18 protein-coding genes and 1 pseudogene are annotated in these 18,531 nt (G+C 62.2%); 7 read left to right on the forward strand and 12 right to left on the reverse strand.

Features of this window, described 5'->3' with window-relative positions; translation table 11 throughout:
- Positions 1–4: 4 nt before the first annotated feature.
- Complete coding sequence (cpaB, locus tag HX786_RS14590) at positions 5–940, reverse strand: Flp pilus assembly protein CpaB (RefSeq protein ID WP_102605223.1); 936 nt, start codon at positions 938–940, stop codon at positions 5–7.
- A 315-nt stretch (positions 941–1,255) separates the two neighbouring features.
- On the opposite strand from cpaB, the gene HX786_RS14595 reads away from it, so the two are divergent.
- On the forward strand, positions 1,256–1,447 hold the full coding sequence (locus tag HX786_RS14595) for a Flp family type IVb pilin (protein WP_008438993.1): 192 nt from the start codon (positions 1,256–1,258) through the stop codon (positions 1,445–1,447).
- Positions 1,448–1,511: 64 nt separating this feature from the next.
- Positions 1,512–1,919 carry a response regulator gene (locus tag HX786_RS14600; RefSeq protein WP_003212897.1) on the forward strand — a complete coding sequence of 136 codons (408 nt, stop codon included), beginning with the start codon at positions 1,512–1,514 and terminating at the stop codon, positions 1,917–1,919.
- Positions 1,920–2,034: 115 nt separating this feature from the next.
- Here the strand turns inward: HX786_RS14600 and HX786_RS14605 are convergent, their stop codons facing one another.
- From HX786_RS14605 to HX786_RS14625, 4 genes are all read right to left on the reverse strand, one after another.
- On the reverse strand, positions 2,035–3,720 hold the full coding sequence (locus HX786_RS14605; protein WP_087693095.1) for a ShlB/FhaC/HecB family hemolysin secretion/activation protein: 1,686 nt from the start codon (positions 3,718–3,720) through the stop codon (positions 2,035–2,037).
- 175 nt (positions 3,721–3,895) lie between these two features.
- Complete coding sequence (locus HX786_RS14610; RefSeq protein WP_218647742.1) at positions 3,896–5,596, reverse strand: collagen-like triple helix repeat-containing protein; 1,701 nt, start codon at positions 5,594–5,596, stop codon at positions 3,896–3,898.
- A gap of 292 nt (positions 5,597–5,888) precedes the next feature.
- Positions 5,889–6,737 carry a MaoC family dehydratase gene (locus HX786_RS14620; RefSeq protein ID WP_177080362.1) on the reverse strand — a complete coding sequence of 283 codons (849 nt, stop codon included), beginning with the start codon at positions 6,735–6,737 and terminating at the stop codon, positions 5,889–5,891.
- 2 nt (positions 6,738–6,739) lie between these two features.
- Positions 6,740–8,092 (reverse strand): 3-oxoacyl-ACP reductase, encoded by a 1,353-nt coding sequence (locus HX786_RS14625; protein WP_178912265.1) that lies wholly within the window; start codon positions 8,090–8,092, stop codon positions 6,740–6,742.
- 114 nt (positions 8,093–8,206) lie between these two features.
- Here HX786_RS14625 and HX786_RS14630 point away from each other — a divergent pair, with 114 nt between their 5' ends.
- Positions 8,207–9,484: an acetyl-CoA C-acetyltransferase gene (locus HX786_RS14630; protein ID WP_087693751.1), complete on the forward strand. Its 1,278-nt coding sequence runs from the start codon at positions 8,207–8,209 to the stop codon at positions 9,482–9,484.
- Between the two features lie 151 nt (positions 9,485–9,635).
- Positions 9,636–10,535, forward strand: a complete 900-nt coding sequence (locus tag HX786_RS14635) for a PA4780 family RIO1-like protein kinase (RefSeq protein WP_008438985.1) — start codon at positions 9,636–9,638, stop codon at positions 10,533–10,535.
- A 145-nt stretch (positions 10,536–10,680) separates the two neighbouring features.
- Here HX786_RS14635 and HX786_RS14640 read toward each other — a convergent pair.
- The 4 genes and pseudogenes from HX786_RS14640 to HX786_RS14655 form a co-directional block, all read right to left on the reverse strand.
- A pseudogene (locus HX786_RS14640) lies at positions 10,681–10,890 on the reverse strand (MerR family DNA-binding protein); the annotation flags it as partial.
- Between the two features lie 213 nt (positions 10,891–11,103).
- A complete protein-coding gene (gene cueR / locus HX786_RS14645) occupies positions 11,104–11,505 on the reverse strand; it encodes a Cu(I)-responsive transcriptional regulator (RefSeq protein ID WP_008430758.1) in 402 nt (133 codons plus the stop codon).
- A complete protein-coding gene (locus HX786_RS14650; protein ID WP_178912266.1) occupies positions 11,502–13,703 on the reverse strand; it encodes a cation-translocating P-type ATPase in 2,202 nt (733 codons plus the stop codon). The genes cueR and HX786_RS14650 overlap by 4 nt, the downstream gene beginning before the upstream one ends.
- 76 nt (positions 13,704–13,779) lie before the next feature.
- Positions 13,780–14,160 (reverse strand): hypothetical protein, encoded by a 381-nt coding sequence (locus HX786_RS14655; protein ID WP_003211148.1) that lies wholly within the window; start codon positions 14,158–14,160, stop codon positions 13,780–13,782.
- Between the two features lie 147 nt (positions 14,161–14,307).
- On the opposite strand from HX786_RS14655, the gene HX786_RS14660 reads away from it, so the two are divergent.
- Together HX786_RS14660 and HX786_RS14665 are read left to right on the forward strand one after the other, a co-directional pair.
- Positions 14,308–14,508: a heavy-metal-associated domain-containing protein gene (locus HX786_RS14660; RefSeq protein ID WP_003211150.1), complete on the forward strand. Its 201-nt coding sequence runs from the start codon at positions 14,308–14,310 to the stop codon at positions 14,506–14,508.
- Positions 14,509–14,595: 87 nt separating this feature from the next.
- On the forward strand, positions 14,596–15,789 hold the full coding sequence (locus HX786_RS14665) for a multidrug effflux MFS transporter (RefSeq protein ID WP_003211152.1): 1,194 nt from the start codon (positions 14,596–14,598) through the stop codon (positions 15,787–15,789).
- A 6-nt stretch (positions 15,790–15,795) separates the two neighbouring features.
- Here HX786_RS14665 and HX786_RS14670 read toward each other — a convergent pair whose 3' ends face one another.
- The 3 genes from HX786_RS14670 to HX786_RS14680 all read right to left on the reverse strand — a co-directional run bounded on the left by HX786_RS14670 (position 15,796) and on the right by HX786_RS14680 (position 17,456).
- The gene (locus HX786_RS14670; RefSeq protein WP_003211153.1) at positions 15,796–15,975 is read right to left on the reverse strand and encodes a hypothetical protein; all 180 of its coding nucleotides are present in this window, start codon (positions 15,973–15,975) and stop codon (positions 15,796–15,798) included.
- A 145-nt stretch (positions 15,976–16,120) separates the two neighbouring features.
- Positions 16,121–17,134: a zinc-binding alcohol dehydrogenase family protein gene (locus tag HX786_RS14675; RefSeq protein WP_003211156.1), complete on the reverse strand. Its 1,014-nt coding sequence runs from the start codon at positions 17,132–17,134 to the stop codon at positions 16,121–16,123.
- Positions 17,135–17,162: 28 nt separating this feature from the next.
- The gene (locus HX786_RS14680; protein ID WP_003211158.1) at positions 17,163–17,456 is read right to left on the reverse strand and encodes a putative quinol monooxygenase; all 294 of its coding nucleotides are present in this window, start codon (positions 17,454–17,456) and stop codon (positions 17,163–17,165) included.
- A gap of 117 nt (positions 17,457–17,573) precedes the next feature.
- Between HX786_RS14680 and HX786_RS14685 the strand changes: the two genes are divergently transcribed.
- Entirely contained in the window at positions 17,574–18,503 is a 930-nt protein-coding gene (locus tag HX786_RS14685; protein WP_087693475.1) for a LysR family transcriptional regulator, read from the forward strand.
- Positions 18,504–18,531: the final 28 nt, after the last annotated feature.

The raw sequence follows: 18,531 nt of genomic DNA on the forward strand, positions 1-18,531 counted from the left end.
TCTTTCAGGGCGTTTGTTGGGTAACCTGATTGCCACGTATTACTTCGACGCCTGAACGCCTTGGCGCACCATTGCCGGCGGGACTCAGGCCGTTGACGGGCGCTGTACTGAAGGCCAGCTGGTTGAACTGGTAGAGCTCGCGCCGGGTGTTTTCCAGGTGGGTCGCGGACTCCGTTTCACCGGCCCAGTATTGGCTCAGCAGTTGTTCGTCGGCACTGCGTACAGCCAGGCGCAGTACGCCGGACTGGGCTGCGAGCATCAGCCGGCTCAGGAGCTCCTCCGGTACGGCGAGGAGTACCGTGCGCGCGCTGGCGCGACTCTGCTGCGCCTTGAGTTTTTCGTCCGGGGTGGTCGGTGGCACGGAACCGGGCGTGCCGTCGTTGGTCAGCCCCAGTTGATCGCCGACGCCCAGCAGGCGCAAGGCGGGCACCACGATTTGTGCGGACTGCTGCGGGTTGCTGGCTTCCTGGCGCAGGAAGAGCAGGACGTCCACATAGTCCCCCGGGGAGAGTTGCCCGCTGGCGCCGATCACTTCATCCACGGCGACGGCAAGCGCGCGTTCGTTAGGGCGGATCATTCGCGCCAGGGTGCCGCCGGAGTTGAAGCTCTCCTCGGTCAGCCAGGTCCCGGCCGACAGCGGCCGCCACGGGATCTTGCCCACGGCCTGGTCGAGGCTGGTGAGGCTGCCGGCGGGAACCGTGCGCAGTTTTTCCAGGGTCAGGTCGGCGGCGGTGAGCGCAACAAAAGGTGCAACGTCATGGGCCAGCACCACCACCGGTTGGCGGGTCTGGTCTTCGGCGACGGGTTGCACGACTTCAGGTGTTTGGGGCACGGGCGGTGCGACAGGGGCAGGGCGGCTGAGTACCAGGCCCCAGTAGCCTGCAATCAGTGCACCTACCAACAGCAGCCCGGCGAGGATCAAGCTAATCCGACTGTTCATGAAGGCTCTCCCTTTCCTGCTGCATCCACTGCTGTTCCCACTAATGCTTGCGTATCCGGATCGCTTCAAGCTTCTAACTATTTCGCTATTTGAAGGTAGTTCAGCTAAGACAAAACGCCATTACCGGGCGAAAAATATCTCCAGAAACCTCTGCGAAAGTGGGATTTTTGGCGTCAGCCGGCCGACTAATACTTTGTGATTAATCAGTTCTTACAGTTGTTGGTCTGGGGTTTGTTGACAATGCTCTAGTGGCACACCGAAATCATTTTTGTGATGCCGCGATACCAGCGCCGTGGGCGCAAAGGAGAAGTCATTATGTTCCTTGATCTTATTCGCATGGGTTTCATCAAAGTCCAGATTTTTTTCTATTCCAAAGAGGGCGCATCGGGTATCGAATACGCACTGGTTGCGGCGATGGTCGCTGTGGCGCTGGCTGCTTTTATTACACCTATCCGGACGGCCATAACCGGCGTCTTCAACTCGATACAGGCCGGCATTCATACCTGACCCCGGTACTCGCCTAAACGTGCAGGTTCCGCTGAATGATCTATTGCGTATCAGGCATTTCCACATGAACTCCTCTTCGGCTCCCCGGCAACAAATCCTTTTGGTGGATGACGAAGAGGACGCCCTTATTGAACTGGCCGAGTCGCTGGAGAATGAAGGCTTTGTCTGTTTTACCGCGACCTCGGTCACCTTTGCCTTGCAGGAGCTGACCCTGCACCCCGATATCGCACTGGTGATTACCGACCTGCGCATGCCCGAGGAAAGTGGTATTTCCTTGATCAAGCGTCTGCGCGAACACACCGCTCGCCAGCACTTGCCGGTGATCGTCATGTCCGGCCACGCCGAGATGGATGATGTCAGTGACATGCTGCGCCTGCAGGTGCTGGACCTGTTCCGCAAGCCGATCTACCTGGTGCGCTTGATCGATACCCTCAACAACCTCTTCCCCATCCCCAAGATCAGATTGATGTAGGAGCGAGCTTGTGTGGGAGCGGGCTTGCTCGCGAAAAACGTCAACGATAACGCGGGCAGTCTGGTTCCCCGCGTTGTCTGGACGTTCTTCGCGAGCAAGCTCGCTCCCACAGGGTTCAGAGTTGGTAGCTGAAACTCAGCGTATACCGCGGCCGCCGATTGAAGCTGTCCAGGGCGATATCCGACATTGGCTTGGCCGCTTCCAGCGCGATGTTGTAGTACTTGTTATCCCCGAAGCGCAGGCCCACCGCTGCCGATGACATGTTGTTGCCCTTGGCCGGCAGTTCGTTGAACCAGGTCTTGGCCTTGTCGAGCACCACGTACGGCTGCAGGATTTTTACCCACTCACCGCTGCGGTTGAAGCTGTAGTTGACCTCATACGCCACGCCCCAGCCCTTGTCGCCCGAGCCCTGGTCATCCGGGTAGCCACGCCCGAAATTCTGCCCGCCGAACGTCGCGCGTTCGCTGTCGGGCAGGGTGTCGTTGCTCCAGTAGAAGGCACCCGATGCCACGCCTTGCCAGTTGTCGAAGAACTTGTCGCTCTGTACGCCCGAGACGCGCAGGCGGAAGAAGTCGATGTCGGGTTTTATACCCTCGAAGTCACTCCGGGTGCTGGCGCCCAGGCCGTCGATGCCCTGGTACAGGCCGGCGCTGAGAATGCGCAGTTGGCGCGTGTCGGATTTGCGCCAGTCACCTTCGAACGCCAGGGCGCGCAGGTTGGTTTCCAGGTCGAAACGTTGCGGGAAACCCACCAGTTGATAACGGGTGGTCTGGTCCACGGCATAGAGTCGCGTGCCCAGGGTCAATGACTCGGTAGGGGAGGCAATCAGCGGATGGCTGAGGCCGACGGAGTAGCGGTCAACCTCCTGGTGTGGCTTGAGTTCAAAACCGCCGTCCAGCTGCACGTTGCTGCGCGGGTCGGCGCGGTAGCGCTCGGCGTTGACCACCAGTTGAGTGCCCTCGGCATTCACGAACTGGCTGTAGCCCAGGCGGTAGTAGTGCTCCTTGTCCTCGCCGGGCGGGAACAGGCCGCTGACGCTCAGTTGTTCGCCCATGGATGTCTGGGAATTGCTGGTGCCGGTGATCAGGGCTTGCAGGCCGCCACGGCTGTCGTCCGTCATGCTCATGCTGCTGGTGAAGGGTTTGCGCGAGGCCTGGATCTGCATGCGCGTGCCGCCATCGGTGGTGCCAGGCGGCGGTACTTGCGCCTGCAGCGTTACACCTGGAATGCGGCCCATCAAGGTGGTGTAGCGTTCGAAGGTCTTGCGGGTCAGCGGGCGCTCGGCCAGCAGCTTGGCCGCCAGTTTGTCGACGTAGGCCGAGACCGAGCCAATGTCGCCCTGCACGTTGTAATCCTTGATGTAGCCCTCCACCAGCACCACGCGCACCAGGCCGTTTTCGAAGCGCTGGTCGGGCAGGTACGCGTAGGACAACAGGTAGCCGTCCTGCTGGTAGCGGCGGGTGATGCCGCGGGTGGCTTCGATCAGTTGTGCCAGGTTGGTTTCATGGCCAATCAGCGGTTCGAAAACCTTGGCCACATCCTGGAGCGGGTAGATCGTCCCACCGTCGATTTGCAGCTTGCGGATGGTCACTTTGGTGTCCATCAACAATGGCTGGCCCTGGGTTGCCGCCGGCTCGGGCAGTTGGGTCTGTGGGGTGACCGGGCGATAGGCATCGGCGGGGAGGTTGGGTACCGGCAGGTTGCGAATGGTGTCGTTGCTGTTGAGGTAGCTGGGCAGGGTCTCGGCATGGACGCTGGCAGCAATGAGGGTGAGTAGAAACAAAGGCGTCAAGGCGCGCATAGGACACTCCATGGTCAAAACTGCTGCAGCGTTTTCGCTAGGCCCGCCGGGTTCTGGGACACGGTTCGCAAAGCCATTCATTGGCCAATAAAAAAGACGAGAGACTCGTTGGAATCTCTCGTCTCAACCAAGCGTAGGCGCTGTAGGGGAGGCCGTCTAATGGCCAGGTGCAATTCTATTTTTTGCCGGTCAGCCCACCGAGCAGACCTCCCAGGCCGCCGCCTGTGTTTGCATTTGCATTGGCAGTGCCCGTAGCGGTGGCACCGGCACCCACGTTCAAGCCACCGAGCAGACCGCCACCGTTACTGCTGGTGCCGCCGGTTACCAGGCCACCCACCGAGCCGACGGTATTGCCGACGGCATTCAGGGTACCGCCCACAGCGTTAGTCACCGGATTGGCATTCGCCGCCGTCAGGTTGGTGCCCAGGCTGCTGACTGCGCCGCCGACCTGGGTAACCAGACCATTCACCGGTGCGCCGATACCGGTGCTGGTGCCGATGTTTTGCGTCAGATTGGCAACACCCGAGGTCACTGGGTTGAGTGCGGTGCCGACATTGGTCGCCAGGCCTGCAACGGGAGCCGTGGCTGCAGTGTTGGCCACGCCATTGCCACCGATCAGGGTGCCGAGCGACGCGACGGTGTTACCCACTTGGCCGCCGGTCACACCGGCTGCACTGACAGTGCCGTTGGTGTTGCCGGCATTCAGGCCGTTGCCGACGTTGGCGACAAGACCGCCGACGAGTTCAGGCAGGCCCGATTGAGGGGTCGTGGTGGCCGGGTTGACGTAACCGCTCGACTTATCAAGGGTGGTGCCAACGCCAGTCAACACGCCACCGACGAGTGTCCCGACAGGGTTGCCTGCGCCGCCGGCGCTGGCCACCTGGCCGCCAAGGCCGGTGACAGTGGAGCCGACTTTATCCAGTACGCCGCCGACCGGGTTGCCCAGGCCTGTTTTATTGCCCAGGTTGCCGGTGGTGTTTTCCACCAGGGAGACCACCGGTACCAATACGCTTTTACCCACCGTATTGGTCACGCTGCCCAATGGCCCGGTGGTGCTGGCAGTGCTCAAGGTATCGCCGAGCATGGTGACGGCCTGGCCGACCTGATCAACCACGCCACCTGCCGCACCGCCAACGCCACCGGTCAAGCCGCCGACGACGGGAATGCCGCCAAGGGTGGTGCCCAGGGATTTGCCGGTGTTGGAAACGCCGGTGCCCAGGTCGGCAACGCCATCGGCCACACCGGCAACGGTTGTGCCCACGGAGTTGCTATTGGTACCCAGCGTGCCCAGGCCGTTGCTCAAGCCGCCGCCGATACTGTTGACGGCGGTGCCTGTCGCGGTGACCAGCCCGCCGGCAGTGGTGCCGACAATGGGAACCGTGGTCAGGGTTGTGCCCAGGTTACCTACCGTGGTGCCGACATTACCGACGACACCGCCCACAGCGCCTACTACCTGGCCGGTGACCAGGGGAGTGGTCGAGCCGGTGCCGCCGCCAGTACCACCGCCAGTGCCGCCACCGGTACCTCCACCAGTGCCGCCGCCGGTGCCACCACCGGTACCGCCGCCGGTACCTCCACCAGTGCCTCCGCCGGTGCCTCCACCAGTGCCGCCGCCGGTGCCACCACCGGTACCTCCACCAGTGCCGCCGCCGGTGCCACCACCGGTACCTCCATCAGTGCCGCCGCCAGTGCCACCACCGGTACCGCCGCCGGTGCCTCCACCTGTTCCACCGCCAGTACCGCCGCCAGCATCCGGAGAGGAGGCTGCGACGCTACTGTGATGACCACCACCACCGCTGCTGCAGCCTCCGAGGCTTACTGCCAGAATCAGGGCCAGCGCGGTACTTGCTTTCCACAACACGACTTGAGTTTTCATGATTGAGTTCCTTGCACCTGGTACAGCCTTTGTTGTTTTCGAAGTTCGCTGTTTCTAGGGACAGCGATACATTCGTCCGTTATGGCTATAACAGTCCCGGGTGCGCGCTCTCGCAACGCTCAACTTGGTATTAACGATTTATATACACGAAGAGTTAGTTTGCTTAACGACTAATACCAAGGGTGTAGAAGGCAGCGGTGTTTAAGTTGTAAGTTTATTAAAATCAATGAGTTGATAAGAGTAGCGAGCTATCGATAGCTCGCTATAACTTAGGATGTATATATACAATTTATCAGGCGATGGGCCGCCAGCGGCCGACCATGTGTTCAATGTCCCCGGCGCCTTTAAGTTGCAGCTCACCGCTGGAGCCGGGGGCGCTCGTGAACAACGTTACCTCACTGGGCAAACGCACCGGCTTTTTAAACTCGACATCTATCTCGAGATTGGCGGCTGGCAAATGCTCACTCAGTGCCGCCAGTGTGCGGGCCTTGTTCCACAGCCCATGGGCGATGGCCTGGGGAAAGCCGAATAACCTGGCAGTGAGGGCGCTCAAGTGAATCGGGTTGTAGTCGCCGGACACCCGGGCGTAGCGGCGGCCAACATCGGCGGGGGCTTTCCAGCGGGTCAGTTCGGCGACGGCGGCAGGGGGTTGCAGCGGGTTGTCCGTTGCTGCGCCATCGAGTTTCACACCGCGACAGAGCATCCGGCTTTGCGCTTCCCACAGTAGCCCCAGTGAATCTTCGACCGTGGTCACAATATCGAATGTCGCGCCCTTGGCATGGGGCTGCAAATTCTGCGCGTAAACACCGACCGTCAAGTCACTCACACCGCCCAACGGGCGCAGGATGCGGATCCGGTTGCTCAGGTGGATCAATCCCAGCAGCGGGAAAGGAAACGCCTTGTCAGTGAGCAATTGCATCTGCAGGCCGAATGCCAGGATATGGGGATAAGTGGCCGGCAGTACCGGGCTCTCGGCAAACCCGCAGACCTTGCGATAGGCCGCCACTTCCCTGGGGTTCACACTGACCCGGCAGCGCAACCCTTGCTCGGGCAGCGTGGTGCCGGTGATCTTGCGCTTGAGTGCCGCGCGCCAATACAGCGGCGGCAGGAACGGGGTGCTGCCTAATGTGTGCCACTCCATGCTTACGCTCCCAATAGACTTTGTCCGCACACCCGAAGTGCCTGCCCGCTGACCGCGCCCGAGCCCGGCTGGCCGAGCCAGGCCACCGCCTCGGCGACGTCCTGGGGCAAGCCGCCCTGGCCCAGCGAACTCATGCGGCGCCCGGCCTCACGCAGGGCGAAGGGAATGTGTGCGGTCATCTGGGTTTCGATAAAGCCTGGGGCCACGGCATTGATGCTGATCCCGCGCTCACCGAGCAACGGCGCCCAGGCCTGGGCCAGGCCAATCAGCCCGGCCTTGCTCGCGGCGTAGTTGGTTTGCCCGCGGTTGCCGGCGATGCCGCTGATGGATGCCAGCAGCACCACGCGACCGTTGTCGTGCAGGGTGCCGCTGTCCAGCAGCGCCTTGGTCAGCAGTTGCGGCGCGTTGAGATTGACCGCCAAGACTGCGTCCCAATATTCCGGCGTCATGTTGGCCAGGGTTTTATCGCGGGTGATGCCGGCGTTGTGCACCACGATGTCGATGCCGTCCGGCAGGTGTTCGATCAGTTGGGTGGCGGCGTCTTCGGCGCAGATATCCAGGGCGATGCTGCGGGCGCCCAGGCGCGCGGCCAGGGCATCGAGGTCGGCCTTGGCTTGTGGCACGTCCAGCAGGATCACCTCGGCACCGTCGCGGGCCAGGGTTTCGGCGATCGAGGCACCGATGCCGCGGGCGGCGCCGGTCACCAGGGCCTTGTGCCCGGCGAGTGGGCGCGTCCAGTCCGCGACCTGGGTCGCGCAAGGGTTCAGGCGAATGACCTGGCCGGAGATATAGGCACTTTTCGGCGAGAGGAAGAACCGCAACGCACCCTCCAATTGATCCTCGGCCCCGTCGCCCACGTACAGCAATTGCAGGACGCCGCCGCTGCGTAGCTCTTTGGCCAGCGACCGGCTGAAGCCTTCAAGGGCCCGTTGGGCACTGGCGGCAAATGGGTCGCCGAGGCTTTCCGGGGCACGGCCAAGGATCACCAGGTGCGCGCTGTGATCGAGATTTTTCATCAGCGGCTGAAAGAACTCCCGCAGCTGTTTGAGTTGATCGGTGTGCTGCAGTTGGCTGGCGTCGAATACCACGGCCTTGAGCTTGGGCCCGTGGCCGGGAATCCAGGTGGTTGCCGTCGACGGTTCGGTGCCGTAGCTATAGATAGCGTCGGTCAGCTTGTTGGCGAACGGCAGGATTTTTGTCGCCAGCGGGCCGCCGCCGATCAGCAGCGCACCCTCCACCGGACGCAGGCGTCCGGCCTGCCAGCGTTCCAGGCGTACCGGTGACGGCAGGCCAATGGCGGCGACCAGGCGATGGCCGAGGCTGGAGTTGGCGAAGTCGATATAACGGTCAGACATGGAACGCTCTCCGAGTGCTGGGGTTCAAACGGTGGACCATCAATAGGTGAAAGTCGTTCGATTGAGCCTAGGCTAGGCTCAGAGATTCACCCCATAACCTCAAGGGAGCTTTCCATGACTCAATTGCGCCGTGTAGCGATCATTGGCGGTAACCGCATCCCCTTCGCCCGCTCCAACGGCCCTTACGCCACGGCGAGCAACCAGGCGATGTTGACCGCCGCCCTCGAAGGCCTGATCGAACGCTACAACCTGCACGGCCTGCGTATTGGCGAGGTGGCCGCCGGGGCGGTGCTCAAGCATTCCCGCGACTTCAACCTGACCCGCGAGTGCGTGCTGGGCTCGCGCCTGTCGCCGCAAACCCCGGCCTACGATATTCAGCAGGCCTGTGGCACGGGGCTGGAAGCCGCGTTGCTGGTGGCGAACAAGATTGCGCTGGGGCAGATCGAAAGCGGGATTGCCGGCGGCGTCGACACCACGTCCGACGCGCCTATCGGGGTGAATGAGGGCCTGCGCAAAATCCTGCTGCAAGCCAATCGCAGCAAATCCATGGCGGATAAACTTAAAGTCTTGTTACAACTTCGTCCCCATCACCTCAAGCCGGAGCTGCCGCGCAACGGCGAGCCGCGCACCGGGTTGTCCATGGGCCAACATTGCGAGTTGATGGCGCAGACCTGGCAGATCCCCCGCGCCGAGCAGGATCAGTTGGCGCTGGAAAGCCACCAGAAAATGGCCGCGTCCTACGCCGAAGGCTGGCAAAACGATTTGCTCACGCCCTTTCTTGGCCTGACCCGCGACAACAACCTGCGCCCCGACCTGACCCTGGAAAAACTCGCCAGCCTCAAGCCCGCCTTCGAGCGCAGTGAAAAGGGCACCCTCACCGCCGGTAACTCGACGCCGCTGACCGATGGCGCCTCGTTGGTGCTGCTGGGCAGTGAAGCCTGGGCCAAGGAGCGCGGCTTGCCGATTCTCGCCTACCTGCGCGATGGCGAAGCGGCGGCGGTGGATTTCGTCAACGGCGCCGAAGGCCTGCTGATGGCGCCGGTGTACGCCGTGCCGCGCCTGCTGGCTAGGAATGGCCTGACCCTGCAGGACTTCGATTACTACGAGATTCACGAAGCCTTTGCTGCCCAAGTGTTGTGCACGCTGAAAGCCTGGGAAGATCCGGAATACTGCAAGACCCGCCTGGGGCTGGATGCACCGCTGGGCTCTATCGACCGCAGCCGCTTGAACGTCAAGGGCAGCTCATTGGCCGCCGGCCATCCGTTTGCTGCCACGGGCGGGCGGATCGTCGCCAACCTGGCCAAGCTGCTGGACGCAGCCGGCAAGGGCCGGGGCCTGATCTCGATCTGCGCCGCCGGGGGCCAGGGCGTCACCGCGATTATTGAGCGCTGATCTCGGCTATGATCGGGCCGCCGGTCAATTTGGCATATTGGATGCATTCTTAAGCGGTCAAAGGTCGGTACCCTCTCCCCGCGGCGAGAGGATTGCCGTATAACGAGTGCCATACGCGTGTTTGGTAATAAAGGACCCACAATAAAAGCTGATGAAGACTCCTAAACGCATTGAACCCCTGATCGAGGACGGTCTGGTCGACGAGGTGCTGCGCCCACTCATGAGTGGTAAAGAAGCAGCTGTTTACGTGGTGCGCTGCGGCAACGAGTTACGTTGCGCCAAGGTCTACAAGGAGGCGAATAAACGAAGTTTTCGTCAGGCGTCCGAATACCAGGAAGGCCGCAAGGTCCGCAACAGCCGTCAGGCCCGGGCCATGGCCAAGGGCTCCAAGTTCGGCAAGAAAGAAACCGAAGATGCCTGGCAGAACGCTGAGGTAGCGGCGCTGTTTCGCCTGGCCGGTGCGGGTGTTCGCGTGCCCAAGCCGTACGACTTCCTCGAAGGCGTGCTGCTGATGGAGCTGGTGGCCGATGAATACGGCGACGCGGCGCCACGTTTGAACGACGTGACGCTGGAGCCGGACCAGGCCCGTGAATACCACGCCTTCCTGATTACCCAGATCGTGCTGATGTTGTGTACCGGCCTGGTGCACGGTGACCTTTCCGAGTTCAACGTGCTGCTGACGCCGACGGGCCCGGTGATCATCGACCTGCCTCAGGCGGTGGATGCCGCGGGCAACAACCACGCGTTCAGCATGCTGGAACGGGATGTGGGCAACATGGCTTCCTACTTCGGGCGCTTTGCCCCGGAATTGAAGAAGACCAAGTACGCCAAGGAGATGTGGGCGCTGTATGAAGCCGGCACGCTGCACCCGGCCAGTGTGTTGACCGGCGAGTTCGACGAACCGGAAGAGCTGGCTGACGTGGGCGGTGTTATCCGCGAGATCGAAGCGGCGCGGCTCGATGAAGAGCGTCGCCAGGCGATTCGCGCGGCAGACGATGCGCCACCGAGCAAGGCGTCGGAAGAACCGCCACCGCCGCCCTGGATGCAGTGATCCAACGGCGAGTGGATATCCAAATGTGGGAGCGGGCTTGCTCGCGAAAGCGCTGGTTCAGTCAACTGATGTATTGACTGACACTCCGCATTCGCGAGCAAGCCCGCTCCCACATTAGGTTCCGTGCATGCCTGGTTAAACTTGCTCAGGTGCAACAACTGCCCGACGCCAACTCCTTGAGAATCGGGCAATCCGGCCGATGGTCGCCCTGGCAGTGTTCCACCAGGTCCTGCAACGTATCGCGCAATTGCCCCAACTCGCGGATCTTCTGGTTCAGCTCATCGATATGCTTGCGGGCCAGCGCCTTCAGGTCGGCACTCGCACGGCCCCGGTCCTGCCAGAGGGTCAGCAACTCGTGCGGCAGACGATGCGCCACCGAGCAAAGCGTCGGAAGAGCCGCCACCGCCGCCCTGGATGCAGTGATCCAACGGCGAGTGGATATCCAAATGTGGGAGCGGGCTTGCTCGCGAAAGCGCTGGTTCAGTCAACTGATGTATTGACTGACACTCCGCATTCGCGAACAAGCCCGCTCCCACATTAGGTTCCGTGCATGCCTGGTTAAACTTGCTCAGGTGCAACAACTGCCCGACGCCAACTCCTTGAGAATCGGGCAATCCGGCCGATGATCGCCCTGGCAGTGTTCCACCAGGTCCTGCAACGTATCGCGCAATTGCCCCAGCTCGAGGATCTTCTGGTTCAGCTCATCGATATGCTGGCGGGCCAGCGCCTTGACGTCGGCACTCGCGCGTCCCCGGTCCTGCCACAGCGTCAGCAATTTGCCGACCTCTTCCAGGGAAAACCCCAGGTCCCGCGAGCGCTTGATAAACGCCAGGGTGTGCAAGTCATCGGCGCCATAAATGCGGTAGCCGCTGTCGGTGCGATGGGCGGCTTTCAACAAGCCGATGGACTCGTAGTAACGAATCATCTTCGCGCTCAGGCCGCTTTGGCGTGCTGCTTGGCCGATGTTCATGGACGCTCGTCCTCCAGGTCCTTGGGTTTCCAGGTTTTCAACAGCAGTGCGTTGCTCACCACGCTGACACTGGACAGGGCCATGGCCGCGCCAGCCATCACCGGGTTGAGCAGGCCGAACGCCGCCAGCGGAATGCCGATCAAGTTATACACAAAGGCCCAGAACAGATTCTGTCGAATTTTCGCATAGGTCTTGCGGCTGATTTCCAGGGCTGCCGGCACCAGCCGTGGGTCGCCGCGCATCAGGGTAATACCTGCCGCGTGCATCGCCACGTCGGTACCGCCGCCCATGGCGATGCCGATGTCGGCCGCGGCCAGGGCCGGTGCGTCGTTGATGCCGTCGCCGACCATTGCCACCACGCCGGTCTTTTTCAGCTCGGCGACGGTAGCCGCCTTGTCCGCAGGCAACACCTCGGCGTGCACGTCATCGATGCCCAGGGCTTCGGCCACCACGCGGGCGCTGCCACGGTTATCGCCGGTCAGCAGGTGGCTGCTGATATGCCGAGCCTTGAGTGCTTGTATCGCTTGCAGGGCGCCCGGTTTAAGCGTGTCACCGAAGGCAAACAAACCCAGCACGCGGGGCTGCGGGCCTTGCTCGATCAGCCAGGACAAGGTGCGGCCTTCGGCCTCCCACGCACTGGCCGAATCGGCGAGATCACCGGTGCTCAAGCCGGTTTCTTCCAGCAGGCGACGGTTGCCCAGCGCCAGTTGCCGGCCATCTAGGGTGCCTGCAATGCCACGCCCGGTAAGGGATTGGCTGGCGCTGACATCCGCGACGTTCAAACCTTGTTCGGCACAGGCATCCAGCACCGCCTTGGCCAATGGGTGTTCACTGCCGCGCTGCAGCGCGCCGGCCTGTTGCAGCAGCGCCCCTTGATTGCCGTCAATGGCGGCCAGGTGCGCAATCTTTGGTGCGCCGGAGGTCAGGGTGCCGGTCTTGTCGAACACCACGGCGCTGACTTCATGGGCGCGCTCCAGGGCTTCGGCGTCCTTGATCAGGATGCCGTGGCGGGCGGCAACGCCGGCACCGGCCATGATGGCGGTAGGTGTGGCCAGGCCAAGGGCGCAAGGGCAGGCGATCACCAATACGGTCACCGCATTGATCAGCGCGACCTCCAGCGGTGCGCCATACAGCCACCAGCCGACCAGCGTGGCCAAGGCCAGCACCAGCACCACCGGCACGAACACCTGGCTGACTTTATCCACCAGTTTCTGGATCGGTGCCTTGGCGGCCTGGGCGTCTTCCACCAGGCGGATGATCCGCGCCAGCACGCTTTCCGCGCCGAGGGCCAGGGTACGCACCAGCAGCCGGCCTTCGCCGTTGATGGCGCCGCCGGTGACTGCGTCGCCAGGCTGCTTCGGCACCGGCAGGCTTTCACCGCTGATCAAGGCTTCGTCGGCGTGGCTTTGGCCTTCGACCACTTCGCCGTCCACCGGGAAGCGTTCGCCGGGTTTGACCAGCACCAGGTCATTCAGCTTGAGGGCGGTGATGGCGACGTCCTGCTCGCGGCCGTCGATCACCTGAATCGCCCGTTCCGGACGCAAGGCTTCCAGAGCGCGGATGGCACTGGCGGTCTGGCGCTTGGCGCGGCTTTCCAAATATTTGCCCAGCAGCACCAGGGCGATCACCACCGCCGAGGCTTCGAAATACAGGTGGGGCATTGTGCCGGCGGACGCCGTGAGCCATTCATAGATACTCAGGCCGTAACCGGCGCTGGTGCCGATGGCGACCAGCAGGTCCATATTGCCCGCTCCGGCGCGCACGGCTTTCCAGGCCGCGATATAGAAGCGCGCACCGAAGATGAATTGCACCGGGGTGGCCAGGGCAAATTGTACCCAGGCCGGGAGCATCCAGTGCAGCCCGAACGGTTGCACCAGCATCGGCAGCACCAACGGCGCGGCGAGCAGAATTGCCAGCAGCAGCGACCAGCGTTCATGGCTCAGGCGTTGTTCCTGGCTGGCCTGGGTGGCGGTTTCGCTTTGGGGCAGGGTGGCGGTGTAGCCGGCCTTGTCGACGGCGGCGATCAGGACGCCGGGGTCCATCTGGCCGAGCACTTCAATGTGGGCGCGTTCGTTGGCCAGGTTGACGCTGACACTTTGCACCCCGGGCACTTTGCCCAGTGCCCGTTCAACCCGCCCGGCGCAGCTGGCGCAGGTCATGCCGCTGATCGGCAGGTCGAAGGTGGTGGATCCGTTCATGGGCAGTACTCCAGGAGAGATTGCCCCTAGGATCAACCTTGACCTGTGGGGAAGGTCAAGGCGTTAGATCAATGTTTCAGTATTCCAGTGCGGCCGGTTTCAGGTACATGCCGTCCGGCCCTTGCGCGATACGCAACTTGCGCACGTCACCCGCCTTCAACGTAATGTTTTGCGCCGGTGGTGCGAGCATGCCCGGCAAGCAACCCTGGGATTGCCCCGGCAACAACTTCAGGCGCAACGACACATTCCCGGCCGGCAAGTTGAAGGAGGTGGCCTGCTCCTGGAACAGCCGCCCGGCCAACTGGTCCTGGATGTACAAGCCAATCTCGCAGTTGGTCGGCACTTCCAGGCGCTCCCGGGAAATGATCAGCACCGCATAATCTTCATCTGCGCTGGCCGGTGGCACAGCAGCAAACAAGCCCATCAGGCTGACAAGGCCAAAAAATGACCAGCGCATGGCGAATTCTCCGAGGTTCACATCGTGGATAAGTGCAGCTTGGCCGAGGGCGCGAATGAATGCCAGCCCGGCCGATGTTTTCAGAACTTGACCTTGCCATCATGGCAAGGTCAACACTGCGGGCAACCTCATTAAAGGAGTCATGTCATGCAAGTATTCAGCGTTGAAGGAATGACCTGCGGCCACTGCGTCCGCTCGGTAACCCAGGCGGTGCAGGATAAGGACCCGGCGGCCAGCGTGCGCGTCGACCTCGCGACAAAGGAAGTCGGCGTGGAAAGCAGCCTGCTGTCGCCGGCAGAGGTGATCAACCTGATCAGTGAAGAAGGCTACAGCGCCAAGCTCGCCTGACTTTTTGAATAGTTAGCGAGCTAACTTAATGTTCAAGGCACCCGAGCCCGGCTAGACTGTTGGGCTGCCGACTCACCTGGGTGCCTGATGAACCTTCGTATAATCCTGATCTTGGGGGCCTTGAGCGCGTTCGCGCCGCTGGCCATCGACTTCTACCTGCCGGGGTTCCCGGCCATGGCCGTGGCATTCGGCACCGACGAAAAACATATTCAGCTGACCTTGGCCGTGTACTTCACGGGCCTGGCGATCGGCCAGTTGATCTATGGACCGCTGGCAGACCGTTTTGGCCGGCGCGGGCCGCTGCTCAGCGGCGTCACCCTGTTTACCCTGGCGTCCTTCGCCTGTGCGTACGCGCCGTCCCTGGAATGGCTGATCGGCGCGCGTTTCGTCCAGGCCCTGGGCGGCTGCGCGGGCATGGTGATCTCGCGGGCGGTGGTCAGCGATAAATGCGACGCGGTGGGCTCGGCCAAGGTGTTTTCCCAACTGATGCTGGTCACCGGGCTGGCGCCGATCCTCGCGCCGCTGGCGGGCGGGGTGATGGTTGGCGTGTGGGGCTGGCAGTCGATCTTCCTGGCGCTGACGGCGTTCAGTGTGATGGCGGCCATTGCGGTAGCAGTCGGGCTGCCGGAAAGCTTCCCGGCCCATCAACCGCGCCAGCCGCTGTCAGGCGCACTGCGCCAGTACGGCCGGTTGCTGTCGGACCGGGTGTACCTGGGCTATGCCTTGACCGGCGGCATCTCGATTGCCGGTATGTTTGCCTACATCGCGGGCTCGCCCTTCGTCTTTATCAAGCTCTATGGCGTGCCCGCCGAACACTATGGCTGGGTATTCGGCTCGAATGCCGCGGGCTTTATCCTGGTGGCACAGGTCAATGCGCGTTTGCTCGCGTCGCGTGGCCCGGCATTTTTGCTGTCGCGCACGGTGTGGGTTTACTTGGCGGCGGGTCTGTCGTTGCTGGCAATTACTGCGCTGCGCACGGACGCTTTGTGGCCACTGCTGGTACCGCTGTTTATCTGCATCGCCAGCCTGGGCTGCATTTTGCCCAATACCTCGGCCTGCGCCATGAGCGGGCAGGGCGCTCGGGCGGGCAGCGCGTCGGCGTTGCTCGGCTGCATTCAGTTTGGTGTGGCCGCAGGCGCAGCGTCGTTGGTCGGCGTGCTGCACGACGGCACGGCGATGCCGATGGCAATGGTCATCAGCTTGTGTGGCGTATTGGCCGTAACGTTCGCGATGCTGACCCGGCGCCTGCAGCGCCAACGGGCACTGCAAGCGGCGGACTGATCAGGATCAGCCAGCAGAACGCTGCTGGCTTTCGGGGAATCGGTGAGGCGCCTGGATACGGGTTTGCAGGGTGTCGGCAAACGCGCGGGCCTCGGCCTCACTGCGGAAGGTAAAGGCGTTCTGGTCGAGACGGACCTGCCATTTGTTGCCTTCGGATCTTGCTAGCGCTTTTATCAGGATCTTCATTGCTGACTTCCTCACGTAAATTGCGTGGCAAAGGCGGCCAATATAAACCCGAATACGCTCACAAATATGACAAGGATCAAGTCTCTGACTAGCGGTGTCGTCCATTACTCACATGAATAACAGACGACACTGACAGAACCTTTCGTTAGAACCCTTCCAGCACGATCTTGCCCTTGGCCTTGCCGCTTTCCAGCAGTTCGTGGGCGCGGCGCAGGTTAGCCGCGTTGATCACGCCAAAGTGCTCGCCCACGGTGGTTTTCAGAGTACCGGCGTCGATCAGTTCGGCGACGCGATTGAGCAGGTTGTGCTGCTCGATCATGTCGCTGGTCTCGAACATCGAGCGGGTGTACATGAACTCCCAATGCAGCGACAGGCTCTTGCGCTTGAGCTTGCTTACGTCCAATGCCTTTGGATCGTCGATCAGCGCCAGTTTGCCCTGGGGAATCAGCGCTTCCACCAGTTGGTCCAGGTGCTGGTCGGTCTGGGTCAGGCTGGCGACGTAGTTCACCTGCGGATGGCCGGCGTTTTTCAGCTCTTCGCTCAACGGTTTGCTGTGGTCGATCACCAGGTCGGCGCCCAGGTCCTTGGCCCATGCCTGGGTTTCAGGACGGGAGGCGGTGCCGATGACTTTCAGGCCGGTGAGCTGTTTCGCCAGTTGGGTCAGGATCGATCCCACACCACCCGAAGCACCGACAATCAGCAGGCTCTGGCCTTCATCGGCCTTGCCTTCACGCACTTGCAGGCGTTCGAAGAGCAATTCCCAGGCGGTGATGGCGGTCAGCGGCAGTGCAGCAGCGTCGGCAAAACCCAGGGTTTTCGGCATATGGCCGACGATGCGCTCATCGACAGTGTGCAGTTCGCTGTTGCCGCCGGGGCGTACCAGGGAGCCGGCGTAGAACACCTTGTCGCCGACCTTGAACAGGCTGACTTCGCTGCCCACGGCCTTGACCACACCGGCCACGTCCCAGCCCAGCACTTTGGCCGCGCCGTTTTCCGGGGCGACGTTCTGGCGCACCTTGGTGTCCACCGGGTTCACCGAGATGGCTTTGACTTCCACCAGCAGGTCGCGGGGGCCGGCGACCGGTTCGGGCAGTTCGATGTCTTGCAGGGATTTTGGATCGTTGATCGGCAGTGCGGCGTAGTAGGCGATGGCTTTCATGATGGTTTCCAAAAAAGGGGGCGGTTGATCAGGCAATAAACTTCAGGCGCTTGAGTTCGAAATGCTCAAGCACGTCGGCAGCCTTGGTGCGGAAATTCTGGATATGCGCGCTCTGGTCGTGGTCGGCCAGCGCGGCGTCGTCACTCCAGCGTTCGAGCATGTAGAAGGTCTCGGGGTGTTGCAGGTCTTGGTGCAGGTCGTACTGCTGGCAGCCGGCTTCGATGCGGGTCGGTTCCAGCAGCTCGCGCAGCAGGGTTTCCAGGGTGGCCTGTTGGCCGGGTTTGGCGATCAGCGTGGCGATGACGTTAAAGGCAGCAGACATATTCGACTCCAGACACGTGATGAACGGGATGGACAGATGATTGGCTATTTCTCTGGAAGATAAAACCCGCTAAAAGAGCAGTCTCTTTCAATGCTTTTTTGATAATGGGCGGTCGGCGTGCTGCGTTTTGATGACTTGCAGTTGTTTGTGCGTGCGGCAGACCTGGGCAGCCTTTCGGCGGCAGCACGGGTGATGGACATGTCGGCGGCGGTGGCCAGCGCGGCGTTGAAGCGCATCGAGCAGCAGTTGGGCGCACGGTTGTTGGCGCGTTCCACCCGCAGCCTGCGCCTCACGGCCGAGGGCGAAGGCTTCCTGGAGTACGCCCGGGCCGCCTTGAGCAGCCTGGATGAAGGCCGGCGGTTGTTGGCCAGCGGCCAGGATCAGGTCAGCGGGGTGCTTCAACTCTCGGCGCCGTCGGACTTTGGCCGCAACCAGCTGCTGCCCTGGCTGGATGAGTTCCAGCGCGAATACCCCGACCTGAGCGTACGCCTGTTGTTGGGCGACCGGATTGCCGACCTGTTCCGCCAGCCGGTGGATATCGCCCTGCGCTACGGCGAACCCGAAGACTCCAGCCTGATCGCGTTGCCCATCGCCCCGGACAACTGCCGCGTGCTCTGCGCTGCTCCCAGCTATCTGGCGCGGCACGGCGAGCCGCGCCACCTGGAGCAACTGACCCAGCACAATTGCCTGCTGTACATGCTCGGCAGCCGGGTGCATGACCATTGGGGGTTTAACGATGGCAAGCGTGATGTCGGCCTGACGGTGACCGGTGACCGCTTCAGTGATGATGCCGATGTGGTGCGACGCTGGGCGGTGGCGGGGGTAGGTATCGCCTACAAGTCCTGGCTGGATGTCAGCTCGGATGTGCTGGCGGGGCGCCTGCGGCTGATCCTGCCGGAGCTGCGGGGCGAACGTACGCCGCTCAATCTGTTGTGTGCCCATCGCGCGCAACTGAGCAAGCCGATCAATCTTCTGCGGGAAATGCTCGTTGCCCGTTGTGCGACATTGACTGCGCAATTGCCGGAGCGATCAGCCTCTACACCATAACCCCGGGGATATCGGGAAATTTCCTTCA

This window comes from Pseudomonas sp. 21615526 (assembly GCF_013386245.1).
Lineage (GTDB): Bacteria > Pseudomonadota > Gammaproteobacteria > Pseudomonadales > Pseudomonadaceae > Aquipseudomonas.

What these genes read in the sequence shown, in the direction of transcription:
- HX786_RS14610 (WP_218647742.1), bottom strand. Translation starts at nt 5,596, where the DNA reads ATGAAAACTCAAGTCGTGTTGTGGAAAGCAAGTACCGCGCTGGCCCTG.
- HX786_RS14655 (WP_003211148.1), bottom strand. Translation starts at nt 14,160, where the DNA reads ATGCGCTGGTCATTTTTTGGCCTTGTCAGCCTGATGGGCTTGTTTGCT.
- HX786_RS14605 (WP_087693095.1), bottom strand. Translation starts at nt 3,720, where the DNA reads ATGCGCGCCTTGACGCCTTTGTTTCTACTCACCCTCATTGCTGCCAGC.
- cueR (WP_008430758.1), bottom strand. Translation starts at nt 11,505, where the DNA reads ATGAACATCGGCCAAGCAGCACGCCAAAGCGGCCTGAGCGCGAAGATG.
- cpaB (WP_102605223.1), bottom strand. Translation starts at nt 940, where the DNA reads ATGAACAGTCGGATTAGCTTGATCCTCGCCGGGCTGCTGTTGGTAGGT.
- HX786_RS14595 (WP_008438993.1), top strand. Translation starts at nt 1,256, where the DNA reads ATGTTCCTTGATCTTATTCGCATGGGTTTCATCAAAGTCCAGATTTTT.
- HX786_RS14600 (WP_003212897.1), top strand. Translation starts at nt 1,512, where the DNA reads ATGAACTCCTCTTCGGCTCCCCGGCAACAAATCCTTTTGGTGGATGAC.
- HX786_RS14660 (WP_003211150.1), top strand. Translation starts at nt 14,308, where the DNA reads ATGCAAGTATTCAGCGTTGAAGGAATGACCTGCGGCCACTGCGTCCGC.
- HX786_RS14665 (WP_003211152.1), top strand. Translation starts at nt 14,596, where the DNA reads ATGAACCTTCGTATAATCCTGATCTTGGGGGCCTTGAGCGCGTTCGCG.
- HX786_RS14680 (WP_003211158.1), bottom strand. Translation starts at nt 17,456, where the DNA reads ATGTCTGCTGCCTTTAACGTCATCGCCACGCTGATCGCCAAACCCGGC.
- HX786_RS14635 (WP_008438985.1), top strand. Translation starts at nt 9,636, where the DNA reads ATGAAGACTCCTAAACGCATTGAACCCCTGATCGAGGACGGTCTGGTC.
- HX786_RS14630 (WP_087693751.1), top strand. Translation starts at nt 8,207, where the DNA reads ATGACTCAATTGCGCCGTGTAGCGATCATTGGCGGTAACCGCATCCCC.
- HX786_RS14625 (WP_178912265.1), bottom strand. Translation starts at nt 8,092, where the DNA reads ATGTCTGACCGTTATATCGACTTCGCCAACTCCAGCCTCGGCCATCGC.
- HX786_RS14675 (WP_003211156.1), bottom strand. Translation starts at nt 17,134, where the DNA reads ATGAAAGCCATCGCCTACTACGCCGCACTGCCGATCAACGATCCAAAA.
- HX786_RS14650 (WP_178912266.1), bottom strand. Translation starts at nt 13,703, where the DNA reads ATGAACGGATCCACCACCTTCGACCTGCCGATCAGCGGCATGACCTGC.
- HX786_RS14670 (WP_003211153.1), bottom strand. Translation starts at nt 15,975, where the DNA reads ATGAAGATCCTGATAAAAGCGCTAGCAAGATCCGAAGGCAACAAATGG.
- HX786_RS14620 (WP_177080362.1), bottom strand. Translation starts at nt 6,737, where the DNA reads ATGGAGTGGCACACATTAGGCAGCACCCCGTTCCTGCCGCCGCTGTAT.